Source organism: Pseudomonas sp. MAG733B (genome assembly GCF_036884845.1).
Classification (GTDB): Bacteria; Pseudomonadota; Gammaproteobacteria; order Pseudomonadales; family Pseudomonadaceae; genus Aquipseudomonas.
Genome location: NZ_CP145732.1, coordinates 3,768,175 through 3,791,877, shown reverse-complemented (window position 1 = coordinate 3,791,877; position 23,703 = coordinate 3,768,175). Strand labels below are relative to the sequence as shown.

Sequence of the window (23,703 nt, the reverse complement as noted above, 5' to 3'; positions counted from 1 at the left end):
GGGTCAGCCCTTTTTCGTGATCGGTCGCTTAGGAGTTTCGTCGCGAATCTCATCCTGGGTAACTTGGCGATACCAGAGTTCATGGTGTTTCTTCGCCCAGGGGCGGCTGACCCAGCCATGCATCATCGCGCTGACCGAACCCTTGATCCAGATGCCGGCGTAGATGTGCACGATGATGCTCAGGATCAGCACGAAACCCGCCAGCGCATGCAGCAGCATCGCCCAGCGAATGCTGGTGATGCCGAAATACGCACTGAAATAGGCACGCCAGATCACCAGTCCGCTGAACAGCAACACCAGCATGCACAGCAGTAAAGTCCAGAACAGCAACTTCTGCCCGGCGTTGTACTTGCCCACCGGTGGGACTTCTTCCTCATTGTTGGCCATCACCCGATCAATGCGCTTTAGCCATAGCCGATCATTGGCGATGAAGAAGTTGGCGCGCCAGAAGCTAAACACCAGACCGAGGAAAAACACGAACATCAGCACGCCCATGAACGGGTGCAAGATGCGTGTCCAGGGCCCGCCGCCGAACAGATTGGTCAGCCAGAACATTGCCGGATGGAACAGCGCCAGCCCGGACAGACCCGCCATCAAGAACAGAATCGCCACCAGCCAGTGATTGGTGCGCTGGTTGCTGGTGTAGCGCAGGATCGTCTTGTTCATGGCCTGCCCTCCCCGCGTGGATCAAAGGTGTGCACTGCCGGATCGACCTGATGCACCGACGTATCCGGTGGATCCGGGTGCTCATCCTCCTCGACCCGATTCGGTCCGATGCGCACATAGTGGAAGAAACCGGCCAGCACCGCCGCACCCATGGCGAGCAGCGCCAAGGGTTTGCTGATGCCTTTCCATAGACCCACCAACGGGCTGATCACCGGATCGGCCGGCAGGCCTGCATAAATTTTCGGTGTGTCGGCGTGATGCAGCACGTACATCACGTGGGTGCCGCCCACACCTTCGGGGTCGTACAGGCCGGCATTGTCGAAGCCGCGGCTCTTGAGGTCGACGATGCGCTCGGCGGCGTGTTCCTTCATGTCCTGCTTGGTGCCGAACACGATGGCGCCGGTCGGACAGGTTTTCACGCAGGCCGGCTCCAGCCCCACTGCGACGCGGTCCGAACACAGCGTGCATTTGTAGGCTTTGTGGTCCTTTTGCGAAATACGCGGAATGTTGAAGGGGCACCCGGTGATGCAGTAACCGCAACCGATGCAATGGTCCTGATCGAAATCGACGATGCCATTGGCGTGCTTGATGATCGCGCCGGGGCTGGGACATGCCGCGAGGCAGCCGGGTTCGGCGCAATGCATGCAGCCGTCCTTGCGGATCAGCCACTCCAGGTTGCCGGCGTCGGTTTCGTGCTCGGTGAAGCGCATCAGCGTCCAGGTGTCGGCGGTCAGGTCGTGCGGGTTGTCGTAGGTGCCAAGGTTGTGACCCACTTCGTCACGCAACTCGTTCCATTCCGAGCAGGCGACCTGGCAGGCCTTGCAGCCGATGCACTTGGTGGTGTCGATCAGCTTGGCGACTTCCTCCACACCGCGCACCGACGGTGCGGCAGTGGTGGTGGCCGAGCGGGCAATGATGTCTTGGCTGGCCATTTAGACTTTCTCCACGTTGACCAGGAATGACTTGGATTCCGGGGTCTGTGTGTTGCCATCGCCGAGGAACGGCACCAGGGTGTTGGTCAGGTAACCGTGCCGCGTCAGCCCGGTAAAACCCCAGTGCAGCGGAATGCCGATCTGGTGCACCACCTGATTGTTGACCTGCAGCGGACGAATCCGCTTGGTCACCACCGCGACCGCTTCGATGAAGCCGCGCTTGCTGCTGACCCGAACCCGATCACCGGCGACGATGCCTTTTTCCTTGGCCAGCACCTCGCCGATTTCGACGAATTGTTCCGGCTGGATGATCGCGTTGAGCTTGCAGTGCTTGCTCCAGAAGTGGAAATGCTCGGTCAGCCGGTAGCTGGTCGCCGCGTACGGGTAATCCTTGGCCACGCCGAGGGTGTCCCACACCGAATCGAAAATCCGCGCCGCCGGGTTGCTGGTGGCTTGCTTGTTGTTCGGGTGCAGCGGGTTGATGCCGATGGGCGTCTCGAACGGCTCGTAGTGTTCGGGGAATGGCCCTTCGTTCATCTTGTCGACGGCAAAGAATCGCGCCACGCCTTCGGGGTTCATGATGAACGGATTCATCCCCGCTTCCGGCGGTACATCAGCCTTGTAGTCCGGCACATCGGTGCCGGCCCAGGCCTTGCCGTTCCACCACACCAGGCGTTTTTTCGGATCCCACGGTTTGCCTTGCAGGTCCGACGATGCACGGTTGTAGAGAATCCGCCGGTTGGCCGGCCAGGCCCAGGCCCAACCCTGATGCTGATGCATGCCGAACGGATCGTTGTTGTCGCGGCGGGCCATCTGGTTGCCCAGTTCGGTCCAGCTGCCACAGAAAATCCAGCAGCCGGACGCCGTGCTGCCGTCATCCTTGAGTTGGCCGAAACCGGCCAGTTGCGCATTGGCCTTGATCGCCGCGCCCGTGGCGTCGGTGAAGTCGGTGGTGGCAGACCCGTTGATTTCCTTGGCCAGTTCTTCTGGCGAAGGCTCGTCGGGGATTTTATACGGCCACGACAGCTTGAGCAGCGGATCCGCAAACTTGCCGCCTTTGGCCTGGTAACGCTCACGCAGACGCAGGAACAACTCGGCCATGATCCGCACGTCGGTGCGCGCTTCGCCGGGGCCGTCGGCACCTTTCCAGTGCCATTGCAGCCAGCGGCTGCTGTTGACCAGAGAACCGTCCTCTTCAGCGAAACAGGTAGTGGGCAGACGAATCACTTCGGTCTGGATACCGGCGCTATCCACGTCGTTATACGGACCGACCTTCTGCCAGAACTCCGACGTCTCGGTGGCCAGCGGATCCATCACCACCAACCATTTCAGCTTGGCCAGTGCCGCCATCACCCGGTTCTTGTCAGGCAGTGCGGCAATCGGGTTGAAGCCCTGGCACATGTAGCCGTTGACCTTGCCCTGGCCCATCAAGTCGAACACCTTGAGGATGTCGTATTGGGGGATGTCCAGTTTCGGCAGATAGTCGTAGGCCCAATTGTTCTCGACCGTAGCGTTGGCGCCATACCAGGATTTCATCAGGCTGACGTGGAACTTGCTGTAGTTCTGCCAGTAGGACAGCTGCCCCGGCCGCAACGGTTTCTGCGTGCGTTTGGTGATGTAGGCGGCGTAATCCTGCTCAGCATCGCCGGGTAGCGTCAGGTAACCCGGCAATGAGTTGGACAACAGTCCCAGATCCGTCAGCCCCTGGATATTGGAGTGCCCGCGCAAGGCATTCACCCCTCCGCCCGGCATGCCGACGTTGCCCAGCAACAGTTGCACCATCGCCGCGCTGCGAATGATCTGCGCGCCGATCGAATGCTGGGTCCAGCCCAACGCATACAGAATGGTCATGGTCTTGCCCGGTTGCGAGCAAGTGGCGATTTCCTCCCAGATTTTCTGCATGGCATCGACCGGCATGCCGCAAATCTGGCTCGCCAGTTCGATGTTGTAGCGGCTGTAATGCTGCTTCATCAATTGATAGACGCAGCGTGGGTCTTGCAGGGTCGGGTCGACCTTGGCGAAGCCGTCTTCACCGAGTTCATAGCCCCAGCCGGATTTATCGGTATAGAGACGCTTGGCCGCGTCATAGCCACTGAAAATGCCATCCTCAAAGCCATAGCCGGCTTTGACGATGAACGACACGTCGGTGTAGTTGCGCACGTATTCGTGCTGGATCTTGTCTTCGGTCAGCAGGTAGTTGATCAGTCCGCCCATGAAGGCAATGTCGGTGCCGGTACGAATCGGCGCGTAATAGTCGGCCACCGAAGCGGTCCGGGTAAAACGCGGATCGACCACGATCAGCCGAGCCTTGTTGTGCGCCTTGGCTTCGGTCACCCATTTGAAGCCGCACGGATGCGCTTCTGCTGCGTTGCCGCCCATCACCAGAACCAGATTCGCGTTGGCGATATCGGTCCAGTGGTTGGTCATGGCACCACGGCCGTACGTCGGGGCAAGACTTGCCACCGTCGGGCCGTGTCAGACACGCGCCTGGTTATCAAACCCCAGCATGCCGAGACTGCGAATGACCTTGTGGGTGATGTAGCCCGCTTCGTTGGACGCCGCCGATGCCGCGAGGAACCCGGTGGTCAGCCAGCGGTTCACCGTTTGGCCTTGCTCATTCTTCTCGATGAAGTTGGCGTCGCGGTCGGCCTTCATCAGGTCGGCGACGCGATCAAGCGCTTCATCCCAGGAGATTCGCGTCCATTCCGTGCTGCCAGGCTTGCGTACCTGCGGGTATTGCAGGCGGCCGGGACTGTGAATGAAGTCCAGCAAGCCTGCGCCTTTGGGGCAAAGGGTGCCGCGGTTGACCGGGTGGTCGGCGTCGCCTTCGATGTGGATGATGTTTTGCGCGACATTCTTCGCGTCATCGCCCTGGCTGTACATGATCAACCCACAGCCGACCGAGCAATACGGGCAGGTGTTGCGGGTTTCATGGGTGTGGGCAAGCTTGAAGTGGCGCACCTGCTCGGCGAAGGCTGACGTGGGGGCCATGCCCAACGCGCCCAGGCTCGAGCCCGCAAGGCCGATACCAGCGACCTTGAAGAACTGACGACGGCTGAGGTCCATCGTGCACTCCTGATCAGGTGGAGATCCGGTGCTTTGCCGGATTCTTCTGGACAATCACGGTTGCGGCAGACGGGCTGCCGACATGTGAATTCTAGACAAGGCTGTCGAATTCACCATGACAACCGACCGTCGGCCTTGGCCTACCTCTGTAGGAGCGAGCCTGCTCGCGATGGCGTCAGCACATCCAACATAAAAGCCGAAGGACACTCCGCTTCGCGAGCAGGCTCGCTCCTACAGGGGATTGGCGATTATCATGGTCGGCATTCCAACCCAGCCTTTTATGAGACTGCGCATGACTTTCGATTTTGATCAGGTGTTCGACCGCCACAACACCGGCAGTACCAAATGGAGCCGCTACCCGGCGGACGTGTTGCCGATGTGGGTCGCCGACATGGATTTCGCCGCACCGCCGATGATCATCCAGGCCCTGCAAAAGCGTCTGGAACACCCGATGGTCGGCTACAGCGTGGCCCCGGACAATCTGCGCGAAGCCATCGTTGCCGATCTGTGGAACAAGTTCGCCTGGCGCGTCGAGCCGCAGGAGGTGATTTTCCTGCCGGGCGTCGAGTCGGGCTTCAACATGGCGCTCAAGGCGCTGGTCCAGCCGCAACAGAATGTCGTGGTGCAGGTGCCGAACTACCCGCCGCTGCGCCACGCGCCGGGCCATTGGGGCCTGAACAAGGTCGAGCTGAATTTTGACCCGCAAGCCGATGGCACTTACGTCACGCCGCTGGATACCCTGAGCCAATCGCTGCAAGGTGGCGGCGCCCTCTTGCTGAGCAACCCGCATAACCCGCTGGGCAAGGCGTTCCCTCGGGCAGAACTGCAAGCCATCGCCGACATCTGCCTGGAACACGACGCCTGGATCATCTCCGACGAGATCCATGCCGAGCTGTGCTTTGACGGTCGCCAGCACATTCCGATGGCAACCCTGAGCCCGCAGATCGCCCAGCGCACCATCACGCTGATGTCTGCGAGCAAGGCCTACAACATCGCCGGGCTGAAAGCCTCGTTCATGATCATTCAGGATCGCCACCTGCGCGAGAAGGTCAACCACGCCCGTTGCGGCATGGTCGACAGCGTCAACCCGCTGGGCCTGGAAGCCACCCGCGTCGCCTACAGCGAAGCCGGACCGTGGCTGGCCGAGTTGAAGGATTATTTGCAGAGCAACCGCGATTATCTGGTCGACGCCGTGCGCACCCGCCTGCCGGGCGTCACCATGAACGTGCCGCAAAGCACTTACCTGGCCTGGCTCGACTGCACGGCGCTGGGGCTGGATAACCCGCAACAATTCTTCCTCGAACAGGCCAAGGTCGGTCTGAGCCCGGGTCTGGACTTTGGCGACGACTGCAAACAGTTCGTGCGCCTGAACTTCGGCTGCCCACGGTCGTTGCTGGAAGAAGGGATTGCGCGGATGGAGGGTAGTTTGCGTAACCTCAAAGCCTGATAAGCCCTCAGTAACAGCGAAATCCCCTGTGGGAGCGGGCTTGCTCGCGAAGGCGGTGTGTCAAACAGCAAAAATGCCGGCTGACACGACGCCTTCGCGAGCAAGCCCGCTCCCACATTGGGATTTCTGTGTTTTTTGAGACCTGTCCAGGACATCAAAAATCCAACCGAACTCAAGCCAAAACGCCAGGGTCAACCCTTTGACTCCTTAACCTTGAGAACGGAGATGGATGATGAACGACTACCCAAAACCACCCTTCCCCAAACAACAGCAACCCGTGCCCGGCTCGCAACGCAAGATGGACCCGTATCCCGATTGCGGCGAGCAGAGCTACAAGGGCTCGGGTCGTTTGAATGGCAAGATCGCCCTGATTACCGGTGCCGACAGCGGAATTGGCCGCGCGGTCGCCATCGCCTTCGCCCGTGAAGGCGCCGATGTAGCGGTTGCCTACCTCGACGAACAGGAAGACGCCGAAGAAACCGCACGCTGGGTCGAACAGGCCGGCCGCCAATGCCTGTTGTTGCCCGGTGATCTGGCGCACAAGGTGCATTGCCGGGCACTGGTGGAAAAAACCGTCGAGCGCTTCGGCCGCATCGATATTCTGGTGAACAACGCCGCATTCCAGATGACCCATGAAACTCTCGAAGACATCCCCGATGAAGAATGGGTAATGACCTTCGACGTCAACATCACCGCCATTTTCAGGATCTGTCAGGCTGCGCTGAAGCACATGCCGTCCGGCAGTTCGATCATCAACACCAGTTCGGTCAACTCGGACTTTCCCAATCCCACCCTGCTCGCCTATGCCACCACCAAGGGCGCAATCGCCAACTTCAGCGCCGGTCTGGCGCAAATGCTCGGGCCTAAGAACATCCGCGTAAACAGCGTGGCTCCGGGGCCGATCTGGACGCCGTTGATCGTCTCGACCATGCCCGAGGAAACGGTGCAGAACTTTGGGGCCAATACCCCGTTAGGCCGCCCTGGCCAACCGGTGGAAGTGGCGCCGATTTACGTGCTGCTGGCTTCCGATGAAGGCAGCTACATCACCGGCCAGCGTTTTGGCGTAACCGGAGGCAAGCCGATTCTCTGACGTAAAAATGGAACCCCGGTGCAATTGCGGCGCTCCACAGTTTATGGGCCCGGTAATGGCGGGCCCTTCGATATCTGGAGGTCGCCATGTCCGCACCTATCGTCAAGCTGTTCACTCAACCGAACTTCGCCTGGACGGATATCCGCAAGGAAGAGGAAGCCCATCCGCGCCACTACCTCGCCCATTTGATCCTGCTCGCCCTGATTCCACCGGTGTGCCTGTTCATCGGCACCACCTACGTCGGCTGGAGCCTGGCGGAAAACGAAACCGTCCGGCTCAGCGCCCGAAGCGCCTTGCATCTATGCGTCTTGCTGTACGTGAGCATTCTGGTCGGCGTTGCCGTGATGGGGCTGTTCATCCGTTGGATGTCGCGCACTTTCGACGCCCGGCCGACAGTCAATCAGTGCATCGGCTTTGCCGCCTATACCGTGACGCCGTTTTTTCTGGCCGGTATCGCCGGTCTGTACCCGAGTCGCTGGCTGGCCATCCTGGTGCTGATGGCGGCTTCGGCCTACTCAACGTTCCTGCTGTTCGTGGGCTTGCCAACATTCATGCACGAACGCAAGGAACAGGGTCTGCTCAATTCCGCCTGCGTCTGGGGGGTCGGGTTGCTGGTGCTGGTCACCATTCTGGTGGAAATGATCCTGGTCTGGTTTAACGTGCTGACGCCTGAATACATTCGCGCCACCGTCGGTTGACGACCCGAAGCCATGAGCTTCATTGTCTGGGTCGCGGTGCTTGGAGCCGTGCTGCTGACACTGGCACTGACTTCGTCATACCTGCGCTGGATGCCGGTGACCACATCGGCTGTGTGTCTGGGGCTGGGGGTGGCCATCGGTCCGGCAGGATTGGGTTGGCTCAGGCTGGACATCAACGACGCGACGTTCTGGATGGAGCACCTGACGGAAGTCGCGGTGCTGTTTTCGCTTTTCGTTTGCGGGCTCAAGCTGCGGTTGCCGCTCAAGGACCGCAAGTGGCGAGTGGCGTACGGGCTCGCGGGGCCAGTGATGGTCCTGACTATCATCGGCGTCAGTTTGTTGCTGCATTTTGTCTTCGGGCTGGCGTGGGGGCCATCGTTGCTGATCGGGGCGATTCTGGCGCCCACCGATCCGGTGCTGGCGTCGCTGGTGCAAGTCAACGATGCCAAGGATGACGACCCTGTCCGTTTTGGCCTCTCCGGTGAGGCCGGGCTCAACGACGGCATTGCCTTCCCGTTTGTCATCCTCGGCTTGTTGTTTCTGCAACAGAGTCCCGATTCTTCCCTTGCCTGGCTCGATGACTGGGCGCTCAAACGCCTGTTGTGGGCCGTGCCCGCCGGTTTGCTGATCGGTTACTGCATGGGCCGCGGAATCGGCCGTTTGATCCTGTCGATGCGCATCCGCAATGCCGACAGCACCCTTTCCCCCAACGACTACCTGACATTCGCCCTGATTGCGCTGGCGTATGTCGCCGCCGAATCAGTTCATGGCTATGGCTTTCTGTCGGTATTCGCTGCCGGTCTGGGGTTGCGCCGGGCGGAGGTCAAAACAACGGGAGATTCGCACACCCCGGCCGAGCACCTGGTGCAGCCAGTGGTCGGTCACCAAAACGTCGAACCCGGCGCCGCCGTACATGGCGATGTGGAAAACCTGGAGGACACCCAGGTCGCTGCCGGAATAATGATGGGCGACATGCTGTCCTTCGGCAGTCTGGTGGAACGGGCCATGGAGGTGTTTCTGGTAACCCTGCTCGGAGTTGTACTGGTTGGCCACTGGGACTGGCGCGCGGTGGCTATATCCCTGGTGCTGTTCTGCGTGATTCGCCCCGTGAGTGTTGCCCTCGTGCCATGGGGGAGTTTGCTGACTGGCCCGCAACGACTGTTGATCGGCTGGTTCGGGATTCGCGGCATCGGTAGCTTTTACTACCTGTTCTACGCCTTGAACCACGACCTGCCCCCAGCGGTGGCCGCCGTATGCACCGACCTTACGCTGTCGGTGGTGGCGCTGAGCATTCTGCTGCACGGCATCAGCACCCAACCGATGCTGGCGCGTTATGAACGACACAGCCGTCAGCTCACTTCATTGCCAAGGCAATGATTTCCACCAGATTGTCTTGAGTAAAGGGCTTGGGCAGGCGCGGGAGTCTGGCGGCAAAGCCTTCCAGGCTTTCGGCGTAACCGGTCGCCAGGACGATCGGTATCGTTGGCTTCAAGATTCGAATGGCCTGTGCCAGTTGCGCGCCATTCATTTGTGGCATGGCCATATCGGTGATGACCAGATCGAAGTGCTGCTCGCTTTCGATCAACCGCAACGCCTGCGCGCCGGACTCGGCGATGCTGACACGATGCCCGAGGTCTTCCAGCAGAAGACAAGTGCTGGTCAACACCAGATTGTCATCATCGACCACCAGCACATTCAATCTCGGAACCTGTGGTACGTCCGGTTCTTTGACTACAGATTCGACCACCGATCCTGCCCGGGCCACGGGCAACCAGAGTTCGGCGGTGGTGCCTTCTTCTTTCTTGCTCTTGAGGATGAAACGCCCACCCATCTGTTCGATAAAACCATGCACCATCGACAGCCCGAGGCCCGTGCCTTTGCCGACGCCTTTGGTGGTAAAAAACGGATCCATCGCCGATGCCAGCGTTATCGTGTCCATGCCCTCCCCGGTATCGGTCACGCTCAGACAGACATAACGTCCCGGTGCCAGGGATGGATGTGGCTGCTCAAGAACGACTTCGGTGCGAGTGCCGATAACGATTTTTCCGCCATTGGGCATCGCATCGCGGGCGTTGGTTGCCAGGTTGAGTACCGCCAACTCCAGCTGATTGACGTCGGCCAGGACGGGTTCGGGCTCAGGTAAAAAGCAGGTTTCGATTTTCACCGAAGGCCCAAGGGAGCTGCGCAATAGTCCGGTGATGCCTTGCACCAGAGCCGGAATCTCGACGGGTTCGGCCTTGAGCTCCTGACGTCTGGCAAATGCCAGCATGCGCTGGGTCAGGGACACACCGCGCAAGGCGCCTTGGGTGGCGTTTTCCAGTAAGCGGGCGATTCTCGGATCGTCCGGCATGCGCTTGCGGACAATTTCCAGATTGCCGAGGATCACGGTCAGCAGATTGTTGAAGTCGTGGGCAATCCCGCCGCTGAGTTGGCCGATGGCCTGCATTTTCTGCGCCTGGAACAGTGCCTCACGGGTTTGCTCAAGGGCCAGCTGCGCTTGGGTTGCCTCGGTGATATCGCGGGTGATCTTGGCGAAGCCGAGTAATAAACCGGTTTCGCCCCAGATCGGGTCGACCACGACATGGGCAAAAAAACGCGTGCCGTCCTTGCGTTGACGCCAGCCTTTGTTCTCGAAACGCCCGTCGCGTACCGCAATCTCCAGCGTGCGCTGTGGCTCGTCGGCGGCCCGATCTTCCGGGGTGTAGAACATGGAAAAATGCTGGCCGATGACTTCTTCAGGCCGGTAGCCCTTGATGCGCTGCGCCCCGGGATTCCAGTTGGTCACGCATCCATCCGGAGCGAGCATGTAGATGGCGTAATCCGTGACGCTTTGCACCAACAGGCGAAATTGCTGTTCGCTTTGCTTGAGGGTTTCTTCGGCCATCTTGCGATCGGTCAGATCGCGGGTGATCTTGGCAAAACCGAGCAAAGTGCCCGACGCGTCGCGTATTGGGTCGATCACCACATGGCACCAGAAGCGCGTGCCGTCCTTGCGCACCCGCCAGCCTTCGCCTTCGAAACGTCCTTCATGAAGCGCCGTGTCCAGCGCCCGTTGGGGCAAACCGGCACGGCGATCGTCTTCGGTGTAGAACTGCGAAAAATGATGACCGAGAATTTCGGCTTCTTCATAGCCCTTGAAACGCCTGGCGCCAGCGTTCCAGCTGCTGATGATGCCCGCGGGATCAATCATGTAGATCGCATAGTCGACCACCGCATCGATCAGCAGACGAAAGCGCGTTTCATCATTCACGTCCGCCCTGGTTCGATCCACGCTCATTGAGTTCTCGCGTCATGATTGTATTTCTGGAGTATGCGACAAACTGCCGATTTGAAAAGCCGGTATATCGGCAGTTTACTGATCAAATCGAGCCTGTTAACGATATACGTGTTTGATGATGTAGGTGTACAGGTCGTTGAAGACAAAGTCGGGAACCTGTTTGCCGTAAGTTCCGGCTTTCAGTAGCGCCAGATGGCATTCCTTGACCATTTCGTCACGCTCCGCCATGGCGTAGATGTGGTTGTTGATGATGGCGCTGTAGGCGTTGTACGAGTACGGCTCCCCGGTGGAAGTTATGGTGAGATCACCATTGGCTGCTTGGGTGTAGGTGCTGTGGCCGCGCAAGGTTCGTTCTTTCAACACCCCAAGGCCACGCTCGTATAAATAGAGCTGCGAACCGCTGATGGCCTTGGCAAGCGTTTCGAACGCGAGAATGATCGCTTGGGCGTTGCTCATGCTCGCTTCCAGCGCCGAGAGGCTGACAAACCGTTCGAGCTCTTTTTGCTCCAGGCTTTTCAACGCCCTTTTGATGCTCGACAGGTGAGCGAACGCTTGATTGCAGCCCACGATATGGGCTTCCAGTTGATAACCGGCGGGTTTGGCGTAAGTCCCGATACCGGCAAAGTCGATGCTGTCGAACGCACACTCCATGATGATGTTGTATTTGCGTGTGAACACCTCGATGAAGATTTTTGCGCCGAGCTCCCGGACAAAGTTCTCGGTATGGGTATACGCGTGCAGTACCCCCAGTTTGATCATGTCGGCGTATTGCGGGTGCTTTTCTCGGTATTCGGGCAAATACAGACGAACATAATTGGCGTAGCGCCCAGACGGCAGCAGGCTTTTTTCCAGCAGGTAGGTTTTACCTGAGCCTTGCAATCCTGCGGTGATCAGCAGTTTGGGTACGGCGTCGGCGGTTTTATCAGTGAACAACGTGGCCGTGATGTCATCGAACGCTTTGGTCACGTCCGCTTCGGTGTAGGTGTAACTCGGTGCTTGCGACATGTCTTGATTTCCTTATCAAAGAGTTGGGCAGTGGTGTCCAGCCCTTTCAATAAAGCGTGCGTTCGCCAATTGTTCAAATGAGCGTTTGCATCAAGTTATGTCGCTGTTTTTAAAGGTAAATAATCCTACGGGTATGCGGGAGAAAACGTCGACTCGATCGACCACCAGCGCGGCAGCAATTGCCTGACTTTGCTCTCGCCAAACCGGTCGTCGATCAACATCACCACCCCTTGGTCTTGCTGCGTACGGATCACCCGTCCTGCGGCCTGCACCACTTTCTGTACGCCGGGAAACAGGTAGGTGTAGTCGTAGCCGGAACCGAAAATCGCGGCCATTCGCCGTTTCAGCTGCTCGTTGACCGGGTTGAGTTGTGCCAGCCCCAGGGTCGCGACGAACGCGCCAATCAATCGTGCACCGGGCAAGTCGATGCCTTCGCCAAACGCCCCGCCCAGTACCGCGAAGCCGATGCCCTCGCCGCTTTCGGTGAATTGATCGAGAAACTGCTGGCGTTGCTCTTCTCCCATGCCCCGGGATTGCGACCACAGGTTGATCTGCGGATGCCGTTCGGCCAGTGCCTGAGCCACTTGCTGCAAGTAATCGAAGCTGCTGAAAAACGCCAGATAGTTGCCTGGCCGTTGGCCGAACTGGTTGGCGATCAGCTCGACAATCGGTACCACGGAGGCTTGCCGATGGACGAAACGGGTAGAGATCCGGTCGACGATGTGCACTTGCAACTGGTCGGCGGCAAACGGCGATTCGACGTCGATGCACACGGTGTTTGCCGGCGTCCCCAACAGATCGGCGTAATAGTGGCGCGGGCTGAGCGTTGCCGAAAACAGCACGGTGCTGCGCGCTGCCGTCAGGCGCGGCCCGATGAAGCCGGCAGGCACCACATTGCGCAAGCACAGCTGCGAGAGACTTCGTTTGCGCTCCTGATCGCGCTTGCTGATATCGAACAGAAAGTTCTCATCGAACAGCTCGGCCACTCGACTGAATTGCAACATGTCGAAGTAATAGTTCTGCAGTGCGCTGTCCAGTCCTTGCGGGTGATCGTTCAGGTAGTCGCCGATACTGGCGCTGCACGATGACAACGCCTGGAGCAGTTTTTCCGGGGCCTTGTCATAAGCCTGATAGGCGCCGGGTTGCTGATTGTGCAGGGTGTTCCATTCGCGATTGACCCTTTGCAGAGGCTTTTTCAACGCTTCTGGGGCGGTTTTTCGGACAGCATTGAGGGTCGCTTGATCGAGGTTGGCGCTGTACATCTGACGACCGCGCTCCACCAGGTTGTGGGCTTCGTCCACCAGTACCGCGACTCTCCAGTTATTGGCCTGTGCCAATCCGAACAGCAGCGCGCTGAAGTCGAAGTAATAGTTGTAATCGGCAACCACCACGTCGGCCCAACGGGCCATCTCCTGGCTCAGGTAATACGGGCACACCTTGTGGTCGAGCGCGATTTGTCTCAACGCACTCTGATTGAGCTGGCTCTGTTCACTGGCAGCCTGGCGCGCTGCCGGCAAGCGATCATAGAAACCCTGGGCCAACGGGCAGGATTCGCCGTGACAGGCCTTGTCGGGATGCTCGCAAGCCTTGTCCCGGGCGATCATTTCCAGAACCCGCAAGGGCGGTGCATCGGCGCGATCAAGGATTACCTGCGCGGCATCCAGTGCCAGTTTTCGCCCCGGGGTCTTTGCCGTGAGGAAGAACACCTTGTCCAATTGCTGTGGCGCCAAGGCCTTGAGCATCGGAAACAGGGTGCCAACGGTCTTGCCGATCCCGGTCGGCGCCTGGGCCATCAGGCACCGGCCGGTACTGACGGCCTTGAACACCGATTCGGCCAGATGACGCTGCCCTGGCCGAAAGCCGGCGTGGGGAAACGCCAATTGTTGCGCCGCCCGGTTGCGCCCTTCGCGATGAGCCATTTCCTGCTCGGCCCAGCGCAGGAACCGTGCGCAATGCTGCTCGAAGAACAATTGCAGTTGCGGGGCACTGAAAGACTCGACCAGACAGGTTTCCTTTTCGCTGACGATGTCGAAATACACCAGCGCCAAATTGATCTGCTCAAGATCCAGTTTGCGGCACATCAACCAGCCGTAGATTTTCGCCTGGGCCCAGTGCAATTGTCGGTGGTTGTCCGGTTGCTTGCTCAAGTCGCCCCGGTAGGTCTTGACCTCTTCCAGGCAGTTTTGCGCGGGATCGTAGCCGTCCGCCCTGCCCTTGACGGTCAGGCTTTGGTAATGGCCTTCGAGGGCCACTTCACTCTGGTAGCCTTCGCTGCGCCGCGAGGCGACCGTACGATGGCCGACAATGCCTTCCAGGGCAGTCGGTGACGGGGTGAAACGCAGGTCGAGGTCGCCGACCTTGGCGGTGAACTCACACAGTGCCCGCACGGCGATGTTGTAGCTCAAGCGTCCTGCTCCGCCCACTGCACGTAGCACACGGCAATCGGCATGCGGTGCTCATGGCAGAACTCCAGCCAGCGCAACTGGTTATCCTGAAGCCGATCCCCCGGCCCTTTGACTTCGATCATGCGGTAGGTCTTTTGCTCCGGCCAGAACTGGATCAGGTCGGGCATGCCGGCGCGATTGGCCTGGATGTCCAGCAACAAGCGATTGAACCAGTGTTTGAGGTGCTCGGCCGGCAAGCAGTCGAGGGCCTGTTCCAGCAGTTCCTCGCTGAGTACACCCCAGAATACAAAGGGTGACTGCACGCCCCATTTCTCGGCATAGCGCTGGCGAATGGTCTGCCGATAGCGCCCGTCGTCGAGTTGCCCGAGGCAGGCCTGGAACAGGTCAGCCCGACGCACATGGAAATCTTCATTGAGCAGGTCGACCGGACCGCGCTGGAACGGGTGGAAAAACGCCCCCGGCAGCGGCGCGAAAATCGCCGGCCAGCACAGCAGGCCGAACAGCGAATTGATCAGGCTGTTTTCGACGTAATGCACCGGTGCCGACTCTTCCGACAAGTGCTCCTGAACGTAGTACTCCACCGACATCACCGGATCGGTCCTGGGCAGTTGCAGGTCCAGGCGCAGCATTTCCCGCGGAGTCGCACGTTTCATCGCTGGCCCGCCCAGCTTGCGGCGCAACCGGGGCAACACGCGGAGCAATTGCTGCTGTTCGGCGGCGCTTTGCGGTGACTGTTGCGCCTCAGTGGCCAGATCCAGGGCCAATTCGTACTCCCCGCAACGCTCCAGCACGCGGATCATTCGCGCGCGTGCGCCGGGGTAGGCGCACTGGCGGTACAACGTCAGCGCTGTGGAAAAATCAACGATGCGTTCGCAGTGCTGGGCCATCTGGAACAGCAGTTTGTCGCGACGCCTTTGCAGCCAGGGATTGATCAGCGTCAGACGGTGGATCCGCTCGACAATCTCAGCCACCGCTTCACCGGCCTCGAAGTGTTGCTGGCATTCATAGAGGAACATGCAGGCGTCCACGTCCTCACGGCTGCGCAAACCCCTGGAATCGGAGCAGAATTCGACTTTCTCGTAGGTGTAGATGCCAAGGTCAGCCAACACGAATTCGGACCAGTCCTGGTAAAGATTGCCGAAAAACATCAAGCGCAGGCGATCGCACAGGCCCATGATGGTCAGACTGAACAGGCGATCCGCCAGCGAGGGACACCAGTCTCCGAAGCTACGCGGCTCGGGAAACAGCTCGCACACAGTTGGCAGCCAATCGGCCTTCTTGCCTTTGGGCTGGTCGATGGCGCTCCCCAGGCACTGGACGACTTCAGCCTTGAGCAATACCTCGAACAGTGTCTCGACCGACAACGGCAGCTGTTCATCGACCCAACCGAGGGCCACGAGCGGTTTGGCTGCGTTGGCGATGTCACCGATTTCGGCGTAGTGCAGCTTGCTGGCCCGGAAATGAATCCCCTTGCGCATGACCATCCGGACCAGCAACGCCCGGGACTCGCGCGGCAATCCATTGAAGTCGACAATGAACCGTTGCTCTTCAACGCTGAGTACATCGGCATAGCGAAGCCCAAGCCAATCAAGCACTTGCATGAAGTTGTTCAGGTAATAGAATGGATCGTCGAGCGGGTTTGGAGTCACAGGAAAATGGGCCATGGCGAGCAAGTACTGGTTATGCGTACAGATACCAGCAAGCCCAGCCCGGCGCAATCGGAAAAGGATGGGCGGAAGCGCTGCCAGGTAATTTTTTTGGCACGTAGAACTTTCTGCCGATCCGTGGCACCAACCGCGTTAGAGGTGCTGTCGTGCTCGACAGTCGTGGCGATTTTTTGAAGGATGAGAGGTGGTTATGAACATCAAGACATTGGGTTTGCCTTTGGCGGTAGCCGCCTTTCTGGCCCTGGCCGGTTGCTCGACGCCCACAGTGGTGACCCTGCAGAACGGCACCCAGTATTTGACCAAGGACATGCCGAAAACCAAGACCAAGGACGGCTTCTTCGAATTCGAGGATATTTCCGGGGCGAAGGTGAAGGTCAAGGCTGATGAAGTGAGCACGATTCGGCAGGAAGACTGAGGACCCGCTACTGCTTTGCGTCGGCGAGGTATCGGGACATCCTGTCCCGAATACTTGAGCGATGACTTAACTACCGGTCCGGATCTTGTTCCAAACCCGCGTACGAATCCGGTCGATGTTCAGTGGCATCGCTTCCAGGGCGAACAATTTGCCCATCATGTCCGGGCTCGGGTAGACCTTGGTGTCGTTCTTGATCGCCGGGTCGATGAGGCTGTCCGCCTGTTCGTTGCCATTGGCGTAGTGCACGTAGTTGCTGATGCTGGCCATCACGTCCGGGCGTAACAGGTAGTTCATGAAGGCGTAGCCGGCCTTTTCGTCCGGGGCATCGACCGGCATGGCGACCATGTCGAACCATATCGCAGCGCCTTCCTTGGGAATCGAATAGCCGATGTCGATGCCGTTCTTGGCTTCCTTGGCGCGATTCTCGGCTTGCAGGATGTCGCCGGAGAAACCGACCGCCACGCAGATGTCGCCGTTGGCCAGGTCGCTGGTGTACTTGGACGAGTGGAAATAGCTGACGTACGGCCGGACTTTCAGCAGCAACGCCTCAGCCTTTTTGTAGTCTTCCGGATTTTTACTGTGGTGCGGCAAGCCCAGGTAATTCAGCGCGGCAGGTAACAGTTCCGGACCGTTATCGAGGATGGCCACGCCGCATTTCTGCAGTTTCTGCATGTTTTCCGGCTTGAAAATCAGGTCCCAGGAATCCACGGGGGCGTTGTCGCCAAGCACCGCTTTGACCTTGGCGATGTTGTAGCCGATGCCGGTGCTGCCCCACAGATACGGGAAGCCGTGCTCGTTGCCCGGATCGTTGGTTTGCAAAGCCTTGAGCAATACAGGATTGAGATTCTTCCAGTTCGGTAACTGGCTTTTATCGAGCTTTTTTAGCGCCCCGCCTTCGATCTGCCGCGCCATGAAGTGGTTGGACGGGAACACCACGTCGTAACCGGATTTGCCGGTCATCAGCTTGCCATCGAGGGTTTCGTTGCTGTCGTAGACGTCGTAGGTGAAGGCGATGCCGGTTTCTTTCTGGAAGTTCTTGGTGGTATCCGGCGCGATGTAGTCAGACCAGTTGTAGATTTTGACGGTGTCAGCCGCCTGGCTGATTGAAGCCACGAGCATCAGCGGCGCCAGGGTCAGGGTCTTTCGGATCATGAGTCGATTCCTGTATGGGTTTGTTTTTGTTGGCAGGCAATCAAAGGATCAGCTTTTAGTTTTTTAGAGATTTCAGAAAATCAAAACGTAGGTCTTGCGCACTGTCTCCTGGATATCCCAGATACCCAGGCTGTTAGCCGGCAACATCAGTGCGTCGCCCGCTTCGATGTGCAAGGTTTCACCGCCGTCCGGAGTGAAGGTGCAGCGGCCCTGGATGAAGTGACAGAATTCCTGGGCGACAATCTGCCGCCGCCAGCGGCCGGGCGTGCATTCCCAGACACCGGTTTCGACGCCGTCGTCGCGCTCGACGCTGGTGGTCGACGCCACCGCCACGGGCGTGCCCAAAGGCACGGCGACCGGATTGGACTCTTCCAGCTTCAGGGTTGCGGTGTTCTTGAATTGCGTGATGCTCATGGGAATACCTGTCGAAAAAAACGTCGTTGTTTAGTGCATGAAACCTTCCATGAACCCCGCGACCCCACTGGCGAGCTTGCGCCGCCAGGGCGCGGTGGCCGGGTTGGCCAGGGTCTGGTCTTCGTTGACGAAGCTGCGGATGATCGCGTTGTAGCCGAGCCAGCGGCAGGGTTCGGGTTCCCAGGCCCTGAGCGCATTGAGGCCGCTCTGTGGAATGACCCACGGTTGACGGACCAGCTCAGTGTCGCGTTGCAGGATCAAGTCGGCCAAGGTTCGCCCGCCGAGGTTGCTGGCACCCACACCCTCGCCGCCATAACCGCCGGACAGGGCAATCCCACTGGGCCGGTCGCAAAGCATGTGCGGCTTGAAGCGCCGGGACATGCCCAGGTTGCCGCCCCAGCCGTGAGTGATCTGCACGTTCTTGAGTTGGGGGAACAGTTCGCCGAACAGATAGCGGCGCAGCTCGATTTCGCTACTGCTCAGGTCGAAGTCATGGCGCAACCGTCCGGCAAACTGGTAGCCGCCACGGGCGCCGAAGATCAATCGATTGTCGGCGGTGCGCTGGCCGTACGTGACCTGGCGACTGCTTTCGCTGAAGGCTTGGCCGCGACTCAGGCCGATCTCGTCCCAAGTGGCGGCGGACAGCGGCTCGGTGGCGACGATCAGGCTTTGTACCGGCAACTGATAGCGGCCCAATGGCGGCAACGTCACCGAGTAACCTTCGACCGCCGGCACCACCCAATGGCTGCGCACCGAGGCTTTGGCTGTGCGCAGGCTGCCCGACTGCCATTGAGTCACCGGGCTGTTCTCATAAATCCGCACCCCCATGCGCTCCACCGTACGTGCCAGTCCGCGCACCAGTTTCGCCGGGTGAATAGTCGCTACGTGCGGGGCATAAATGCCGCCATAAGGTTTGGCAACGCGAATTTGCTGCGCCAACTGCTCCGGGCTCAGCCAGCGGTAATCGCTTTCGTTTAGGCCTTGTTTGTAGAGCTTGTCCAGATACTGGCGAAGGCTGGTTTCCTGTTCCGGATACCGGGCGGCACAGTACAGCGCCCCGCCCTTGCGATAATCACAGTCGATGCCTTCGCGTTCGAGGACAATCTCCACTTCATCGGGGATGTTGTGCAGCACGTCGTAAGAGGCGCGGCGCTGCTCGGGGGATGAATCTGCAAGCAGGCGATCTTCGCCCAGCAGATTGCCCATCAACCAGCCACCATTACGCCCCGAGGCGCCAAAACCGGCGGTTTGCGCCTCGATGATGGCGATTTTCAGCTCGGGCGCCTGACGCTTGAGGTAATACGCGGTCCACAGCCCGGTGTAACCGGCGCCGATGATCGCCACGTCGATATCCACATCCTGTTCCAGCGCCGGACGCGCCAGGAACGGCTCGTCGAGTTGGTCCATCCACAAACTGATAGTGCGCCACGCCGGCATGCAAGACTCCGCCACTCAAAACTTCGATGGCGTCGATCCTAGTGCGTGGGCTTAGACGGTGTCTTGCGCGCGTGCACGCAAAGAAATTTGTTTGGCGTAGGCCTTGGGCGACAGACCGGTGTGCTGGCGGAAGCAGCTGTAGAACGCCGACAACGAATTGAACCCGGCGGCGAACGCCAGTTCATCGATACGCAACGGCGGCGTGGCTTTATCCAGCGCGTCGAGCAAATGTTGCAGGCGGGCCTGGTTGACGTAGCGATAGAAGCTCTGGCCGAGCACCTGATTGAGCAGATAGGAAATCTGGTTGCGGCTATATCCGCACTCCTTCGCCACCCGTTGCAGGTCGAGTTCAGGGTCAAGATAGGGTTGCTGGCGCTGAAAGTACTGCTGCAGATCGTCGGCCATGAAGCTCAGTTGGCGCGGAGACAGGCCGAGGCGACTGACGGCCGGACGCTGATTACTGGCGGCTTTGCTCGCAGGTTGTTCATGCACCAGTGAGGCGTATTCATTGACCCGCCAGATCAATCCGTCCTTGACCGTGATCGCCTCACTGGCGCGAAACGAGACCAACCCTTCGCCGCCGCGCAGGGTAATGCGGTACTGAATGAACGCCGTGTTGCCGTCCAGACGAATGCGATCCGAATGCTCCAGCGCCTCGTCCGGATCGCGGGGCATGCTGCTGCGCACGTATTCACGCAATTCGCCTAGACCCATCACCCGGTTCTGGAAAAAATCGCAGTACTGGATCTCGGGGTGATACAGCGCCATGACACCGTCCAGATCCCGGTGTTTCCAGCGCAAGTGGTAGCGCATGACCGTCTCGCCCGTGGCCTGGGTTTGCTGTGGGCCATCATCCTCGGCGTGCATAAAGGTCTCGACGAAAAAAACGAAGCTTGCCCAACTTCTGCGGCTGCTTCAACGACTAAACCTGTATCGGCTTTTTGCCGAAAACGTTTGCGCGTGACGGTGCGAATAAAAAATGCGAAGCAATCGCCAAACGGCCTGAAAATTCCACATTTTTTTCACATCCAGGTGCTACTTTTAAAGTCTGTCACTGGTTGAGCCATTGAAGGTTCTTCCCTCCTAACGTGGGCTAAAGGAAGCGCTCGATGAAGAAGGCGGGCAACACATGAATAAAGGGTTCAGTAAGGTCACTTTTCCAAACGCCTGCCAGCTGATGCGCTGGCATTTTCATCCCATGGGTTTCGAGGCGAGCATGGATGCCCCGGGCAGCATGATTGCCCGTCTGTTTGACCGAGCCACTGGCGAGACCATGATCGCCATTGCCGGGATCCCCTGCGCGACGGTCATGAATGCCGCCGATGTCGAACGAATAATCGAAGCCGTGGAGGATGAGCTTGAGACATTCATTCCCCCTGTAGCCCTCAGGAGTTATGCCTGAAGGCCGAGTGATCGCAAAAAGCCCACGTCATGTGGGCTTTTTCTTGGGCGGTTTTCAGGTCTCAGGCTGTGGATTTACTCTGCCGATGATCGGCGAAGAACGCCTTGCCCTTGCCGATCCGGTCCGAAGCCTTCGGGCTGTTCACCGCCTGATTGTCCTGCCCATCGACATACCAATAGCAATGACTCACGGCCCGGGTGATGCCCACGTAGGCCAGGCGCAGGATTTCGTCCTTTTGCGCGTTGTCGTACGGTTCGCTGTCGCCGGCCTTGCCCAATCCTGCCATTCGATACACCTGATTCTTGTAAGGTGAACTGGTCAGGTGCTGGCAATCGCCGAGCAGGAAAACAGCATCGGCCTGCAAGCCCTTGGCGCTGTGGTAGGTCAATTGTTTCAGGCGTCGAGATTGGTACGGCAAGCTAGAATCAACATTAACTACAGGCTGAATATGCTCTTCTATCAACAACTTATCGCTACTTTTTCGATAAAGCATCAAGATCGAATCGCCCTTTCTGTAATGCTCCATCAGGCGCTGGGCCATGCCCGAGTCGTCGCGATCCAGCACATTCACCGGCAGTAGATCCTTCGGCTCGCCGCTGGCCTTGGCCTTCTTGCCGGCAATCGCCGGCGCGGCACGCACGATATGCTCCGCAGCGTCGATGATGTGCTGGTGACTGCGGTAGTTGTCGCTGAGCATCACTTTGGTGGTGCTCGGCGAGGAAAATTCCTTGTTGAACTCCATGAAGTAACTCGGCGAACTCCCGCGCCAGCCGTAAATCGACTGCCAATCATCCCCGACGCACAGCAACGATGAGCGCTGGGCGCCCCGTCCTACGTGCATCGCCGGGCCGCGACTGCGGATTTCAGCCAGGCTGGCGCGAATCCAGGAAACGATCTGCGGCGATACGTCCTGAAACTCATCGATCATCAGGTGCGACAGCGGCCGCAGCAACTCATCACTCAGCAGCTTGAGATTTTCCGGTGAATGCTCGCTGAACAAGGCGAACATCCGGTTGTAGGTCATGATTGGTGGTTTCTGATCGAGCAAATGATCTTCCAGCGCTCGCCAGTACAGACTCAAGGCCTCGAAGAAAAACCGATCCGGGTCGTCCTTGCCAAAACTCATATGGCCCACTGCCGTCGGCACATCCAGACCGAGGTTTTCGATGAACCCGGCGGCAGCGACAAAACAATCGAGCAACGGCGCGGAGGCAAGTTCGCCCTTGACCTTGTAATCGAAGCCCGGTCCAGCACTGGCGTCGCCAGCCAAGGAAGCCAAAACACGCTTCGATGACTCGTAACTATCGATCCATATCAAAGGCTTACGGCAGAAAGCTTGAAACAGTGTGCGCTTTACCGCCCACTCTGCGCGCACCGTCAGCTTGGCATTTGGACGGGAGACCTGCGGGTTCTCCCGAGGATCGAAACCCAGTACCACCCAGGCATCCAGGGACGGAATGTAGCCGTGGCAGTGGAATGCTGAACCGTTGATATCGAAAGACTGGCGCTTGGGTTCGATGCCTTTGATCGGCCAGGCTTTGGCCCGGAACCACAAATCCTCAACCGTGTCACAAAGCTCTTCATCGCGCTTGGCGGCCAGTTCAGTCACGGCCATGCGCTTTTGCACGTCCGGGTGATCGCGCTCCAGCTCCTTGAGTTGCAAGGCGTGACGCGACAACGGCTTGATCAGTTCGCGGAAGCGTTCATCGCGGGTGTGCAAGGCGTGGTAGCAGGCATTGAGTTGTTGGCGTTGGGCTTCGTTGATGCGCAGGTCGAACGGATTGCTGTCCGCCTCGTCATCACCATTTTGCGTGCGCAGGCTGAGATTTTCGAAGGCTTGCAGGCGTTCGAAGCCCGGCAGGCTGCGAACCATCGGTAGAATCCGCGAGTGGAAGGTGCGCACCAGATCCCGCGCCTCTTTGAAACTGAGCGCCCGCCCCCAGAGCGCGAACAGTTCAATCAACTTGTTGATGAAGTCTTTGCGCGACTCGCGGGTGAACGTCACCACGGTCATCGAGCTCAACTCGAACCCGAGGTAATGCGTCAGCAACACGATGCGCAGAACCAGCGTTGTCGACTTGCCCGCACCGGCACCGGCGATCACCGACGTTGAAGGCGTGTCGCTGAAGATCATCTTCCACTGCGCAGCGCTGGGTTGCGCGTGGGCCGGCAGCAATCGAGCGACATCGGCCTTCATGCGTTTCTTCAGTTCAGCGGTCAGCGGCAGGCGCCAATCATCGAACAGATGTTCATCGATGTTGGGTGGCCGATGTTCGGTGCTGCGCGAGTCGCGGATCAGCAGGACCTGTCGGCCTTCCTCCAGCCCCTCGAGCTTGCCTTCCTTATAGCCATATTCCACGCCGGCCGTATGGCCGCTGCGAAAGCCATCCGCCTGGCCATGCATCCAGGAGGCGCGGTGTTGTGCGCGCAGTCGTGTCAGGCCATGACCAAAGAAACGGGCGGCCAGACGCTTGAGCAGCGGCATCTCGGCCAGAGGACGAAGTTCAGGCGGAAGATCGGGGGTGTGTTGCGACACGCGGACGGACTCCAGGGTGTGAGGCTGTTGAGGGCTATGGTGTCTTTATTTGCCGCCCAGTTCTAGTGAAATGCTTATGACTCATTGGCTTATG

At 59.0% G+C, this 23,703-nt stretch carries 18 protein-coding genes; 6 read left to right on the top strand and 12 right to left on the bottom strand.

What is annotated here, in order from left to right:
* Nucleotides 1-3: 3 nt before the first annotated feature.
* From V6Z53_RS17420 to fdnG, 3 genes are read right to left on the bottom strand one after another with little or no spacing between them, the layout of a single operon-like run.
* Nucleotides 4-666, bottom strand: a complete 663-nt coding sequence (locus V6Z53_RS17420; RefSeq protein ID WP_338580845.1) for a formate dehydrogenase subunit gamma — start codon at nt 664-666, stop codon at nt 4-6.
* On the bottom strand, nt 663-1,598 hold the full coding sequence (gene fdxH / locus V6Z53_RS17415) for a formate dehydrogenase subunit beta (protein ID WP_338580844.1): 936 nt from the start codon (nt 1,596-1,598) through the stop codon (nt 663-665). Before fdxH ends, V6Z53_RS17420 begins: the two co-directional genes overlap by 4 nt.
* Nucleotides 1,599-4,664, bottom strand: a complete 3,066-nt coding sequence (gene fdnG, locus V6Z53_RS17410) for a formate dehydrogenase-N subunit alpha (protein WP_338580842.1) — start codon at nt 4,662-4,664, stop codon at nt 1,599-1,601. It lies immediately after the preceding gene.
* Between the two features lie 292 nt (nt 4,665-4,956).
* On the opposite strand from fdnG, the gene V6Z53_RS17405 reads away from it, so the two are divergent.
* The 4 genes from V6Z53_RS17405 (at nt 4,957) to V6Z53_RS17390 (ending at nt 9,276) form a co-directional block, all read left to right on the top strand.
* On the top strand, nt 4,957-6,111 hold the full coding sequence (locus V6Z53_RS17405) for a PatB family C-S lyase (RefSeq protein ID WP_338580841.1): 1,155 nt from the start codon (nt 4,957-4,959) through the stop codon (nt 6,109-6,111).
* A gap of 232 nt (nt 6,112-6,343) precedes the next feature.
* Entirely contained in the window at nt 6,344-7,201 is an 858-nt protein-coding gene (locus V6Z53_RS17400; protein WP_338580839.1) for an SDR family oxidoreductase, read from the top strand.
* A gap of 86 nt (nt 7,202-7,287) precedes the next feature.
* On the top strand, nt 7,288-7,899 hold the full coding sequence (locus tag V6Z53_RS17395) for a Yip1 family protein (RefSeq protein ID WP_338580838.1): 612 nt from the start codon (nt 7,288-7,290) through the stop codon (nt 7,897-7,899).
* A gap of 12 nt (nt 7,900-7,911) precedes the next feature.
* Nucleotides 7,912-9,276 (top strand): sodium:proton antiporter, encoded by a 1,365-nt coding sequence (locus V6Z53_RS17390; protein ID WP_338580837.1) that lies wholly within the window; start codon nt 7,912-7,914, stop codon nt 9,274-9,276.
* Here V6Z53_RS17390 and V6Z53_RS17385 read toward each other — a convergent pair.
* The 4 genes from V6Z53_RS17385 to V6Z53_RS17370 form a co-directional block, all read right to left on the bottom strand.
* Nucleotides 9,254-11,176, bottom strand: a complete 1,923-nt coding sequence (locus V6Z53_RS17385; protein WP_338580836.1) for a PAS domain S-box protein — start codon at nt 11,174-11,176, stop codon at nt 9,254-9,256. The genes V6Z53_RS17390 and V6Z53_RS17385 overlap by 23 nt on opposite strands.
* Nucleotides 11,177-11,272: 96 nt before the next feature.
* On the bottom strand, nt 11,273-12,181 hold the full coding sequence (locus V6Z53_RS17380) for a zeta toxin family protein (protein WP_338580835.1): 909 nt from the start codon (nt 12,179-12,181) through the stop codon (nt 11,273-11,275).
* A gap of 125 nt (nt 12,182-12,306) precedes the next feature.
* Nucleotides 12,307-14,586, bottom strand: a complete 2,280-nt coding sequence (locus tag V6Z53_RS17375) for an ATP-dependent DNA helicase (RefSeq protein WP_338580834.1) — start codon at nt 14,584-14,586, stop codon at nt 12,307-12,309.
* Nucleotides 14,583-16,250, bottom strand: a complete 1,668-nt coding sequence (locus V6Z53_RS17370) for a VRR-NUC domain-containing protein (protein WP_338580833.1) — start codon at nt 16,248-16,250, stop codon at nt 14,583-14,585. The genes V6Z53_RS17375 and V6Z53_RS17370 overlap by 4 nt, the downstream gene beginning before the upstream one ends.
* 193 nt (nt 16,251-16,443) lie before the next feature.
* On the opposite strand from V6Z53_RS17370, the gene V6Z53_RS17365 reads away from it, so the two are divergent.
* Entirely contained in the window at nt 16,444-16,668 is a 225-nt protein-coding gene (locus V6Z53_RS17365; RefSeq protein ID WP_059407112.1) for a YgdI/YgdR family lipoprotein, read from the top strand.
* A gap of 66 nt (nt 16,669-16,734) precedes the next feature.
* Here the strand turns inward: V6Z53_RS17365 and V6Z53_RS17360 are convergent, their stop codons facing one another.
* The 4 genes from V6Z53_RS17360 to V6Z53_RS17345 form a co-directional block, all read right to left on the bottom strand.
* Nucleotides 16,735-17,820, bottom strand: coding sequence for a polyamine ABC transporter substrate-binding protein (locus V6Z53_RS17360; protein ID WP_338580832.1), 1,086 nt, complete (start codon nt 17,818-17,820; stop codon nt 16,735-16,737).
* Nucleotides 17,821-17,892: 72 nt separating this feature from the next.
* Nucleotides 17,893-18,234 (bottom strand): cupin domain-containing protein, encoded by a 342-nt coding sequence (locus V6Z53_RS17355; protein WP_338580831.1) that lies wholly within the window; start codon nt 18,232-18,234, stop codon nt 17,893-17,895.
* A 30-nt stretch (nt 18,235-18,264) separates the two neighbouring features.
* Complete coding sequence (locus V6Z53_RS17350; RefSeq protein WP_338580830.1) at nt 18,265-19,671, bottom strand: FAD-dependent oxidoreductase; 1,407 nt, start codon at nt 19,669-19,671, stop codon at nt 18,265-18,267.
* 51 nt (nt 19,672-19,722) lie between these two features.
* Complete coding sequence (locus V6Z53_RS17345; RefSeq protein ID WP_338580829.1) at nt 19,723-20,538, bottom strand: nuclear transport factor 2 family protein; 816 nt, start codon at nt 20,536-20,538, stop codon at nt 19,723-19,725.
* A 262-nt stretch (nt 20,539-20,800) separates the two neighbouring features.
* On the opposite strand from V6Z53_RS17345, the gene V6Z53_RS17340 reads away from it, so the two are divergent.
* On the top strand, nt 20,801-21,073 hold the full coding sequence (locus V6Z53_RS17340; RefSeq protein ID WP_047538622.1) for a DUF1652 domain-containing protein: 273 nt from the start codon (nt 20,801-20,803) through the stop codon (nt 21,071-21,073).
* 61 nt (nt 21,074-21,134) lie between these two features.
* Here the strand turns inward: V6Z53_RS17340 and V6Z53_RS17335 are convergent, their stop codons facing one another.
* Entirely contained in the window at nt 21,135-23,609 is a 2,475-nt protein-coding gene (locus tag V6Z53_RS17335) for a UvrD-helicase domain-containing protein (RefSeq protein ID WP_338580828.1), read from the bottom strand.
* Between the last annotated feature and the right edge of the window lie 94 nt (nt 23,610-23,703).

What these genes read in the sequence shown, in the direction of transcription:
- V6Z53_RS17420 (WP_338580845.1), bottom strand. Translation starts at nt 666, where the DNA reads ATGAACAAGACGATCCTGCGCTACACCAGCAACCAGCGCACCAATCAC.
- fdxH (WP_338580844.1), bottom strand. Translation starts at nt 1,598, where the DNA reads ATGGCCAGCCAAGACATCATTGCCCGCTCGGCCACCACCACTGCCGCA.
- V6Z53_RS17405 (WP_338580841.1), top strand. Translation starts at nt 4,957, where the DNA reads ATGACTTTCGATTTTGATCAGGTGTTCGACCGCCACAACACCGGCAGT.
- V6Z53_RS17400 (WP_338580839.1), top strand. Translation starts at nt 6,344, where the DNA reads ATGAACGACTACCCAAAACCACCCTTCCCCAAACAACAGCAACCCGTG.
- V6Z53_RS17395 (WP_338580838.1), top strand. Translation starts at nt 7,288, where the DNA reads ATGTCCGCACCTATCGTCAAGCTGTTCACTCAACCGAACTTCGCCTGG.
- V6Z53_RS17390 (WP_338580837.1), top strand. Translation starts at nt 7,912, where the DNA reads ATGAGCTTCATTGTCTGGGTCGCGGTGCTTGGAGCCGTGCTGCTGACA.
- V6Z53_RS17385 (WP_338580836.1), bottom strand. Translation starts at nt 11,176, where the DNA reads ATGAGCGTGGATCGAACCAGGGCGGACGTGAATGATGAAACGCGCTTT.
- V6Z53_RS17380 (WP_338580835.1), bottom strand. Translation starts at nt 12,181, where the DNA reads ATGTCGCAAGCACCGAGTTACACCTACACCGAAGCGGACGTGACCAAA.
- V6Z53_RS17370 (WP_338580833.1), bottom strand. Translation starts at nt 16,250, where the DNA reads ATGGCCCATTTTCCTGTGACTCCAAACCCGCTCGACGATCCATTCTAT.
- V6Z53_RS17365 (WP_059407112.1), top strand. Translation starts at nt 16,444, where the DNA reads ATGAACATCAAGACATTGGGTTTGCCTTTGGCGGTAGCCGCCTTTCTG.
- V6Z53_RS17360 (WP_338580832.1), bottom strand. Translation starts at nt 17,820, where the DNA reads ATGATCCGAAAGACCCTGACCCTGGCGCCGCTGATGCTCGTGGCTTCA.
- V6Z53_RS17355 (WP_338580831.1), bottom strand. Translation starts at nt 18,234, where the DNA reads ATGAGCATCACGCAATTCAAGAACACCGCAACCCTGAAGCTGGAAGAG.
- V6Z53_RS17350 (WP_338580830.1), bottom strand. Translation starts at nt 19,671, where the DNA reads ATGCCGGCGTGGCGCACTATCAGTTTGTGGATGGACCAACTCGACGAG.
- V6Z53_RS17345 (WP_338580829.1), bottom strand. Translation starts at nt 20,538, where the DNA reads ATGCACGCCGAGGATGATGGCCCACAGCAAACCCAGGCCACGGGCGAG.
- V6Z53_RS17340 (WP_047538622.1), top strand. Translation starts at nt 20,801, where the DNA reads ATGAATAAAGGGTTCAGTAAGGTCACTTTTCCAAACGCCTGCCAGCTG.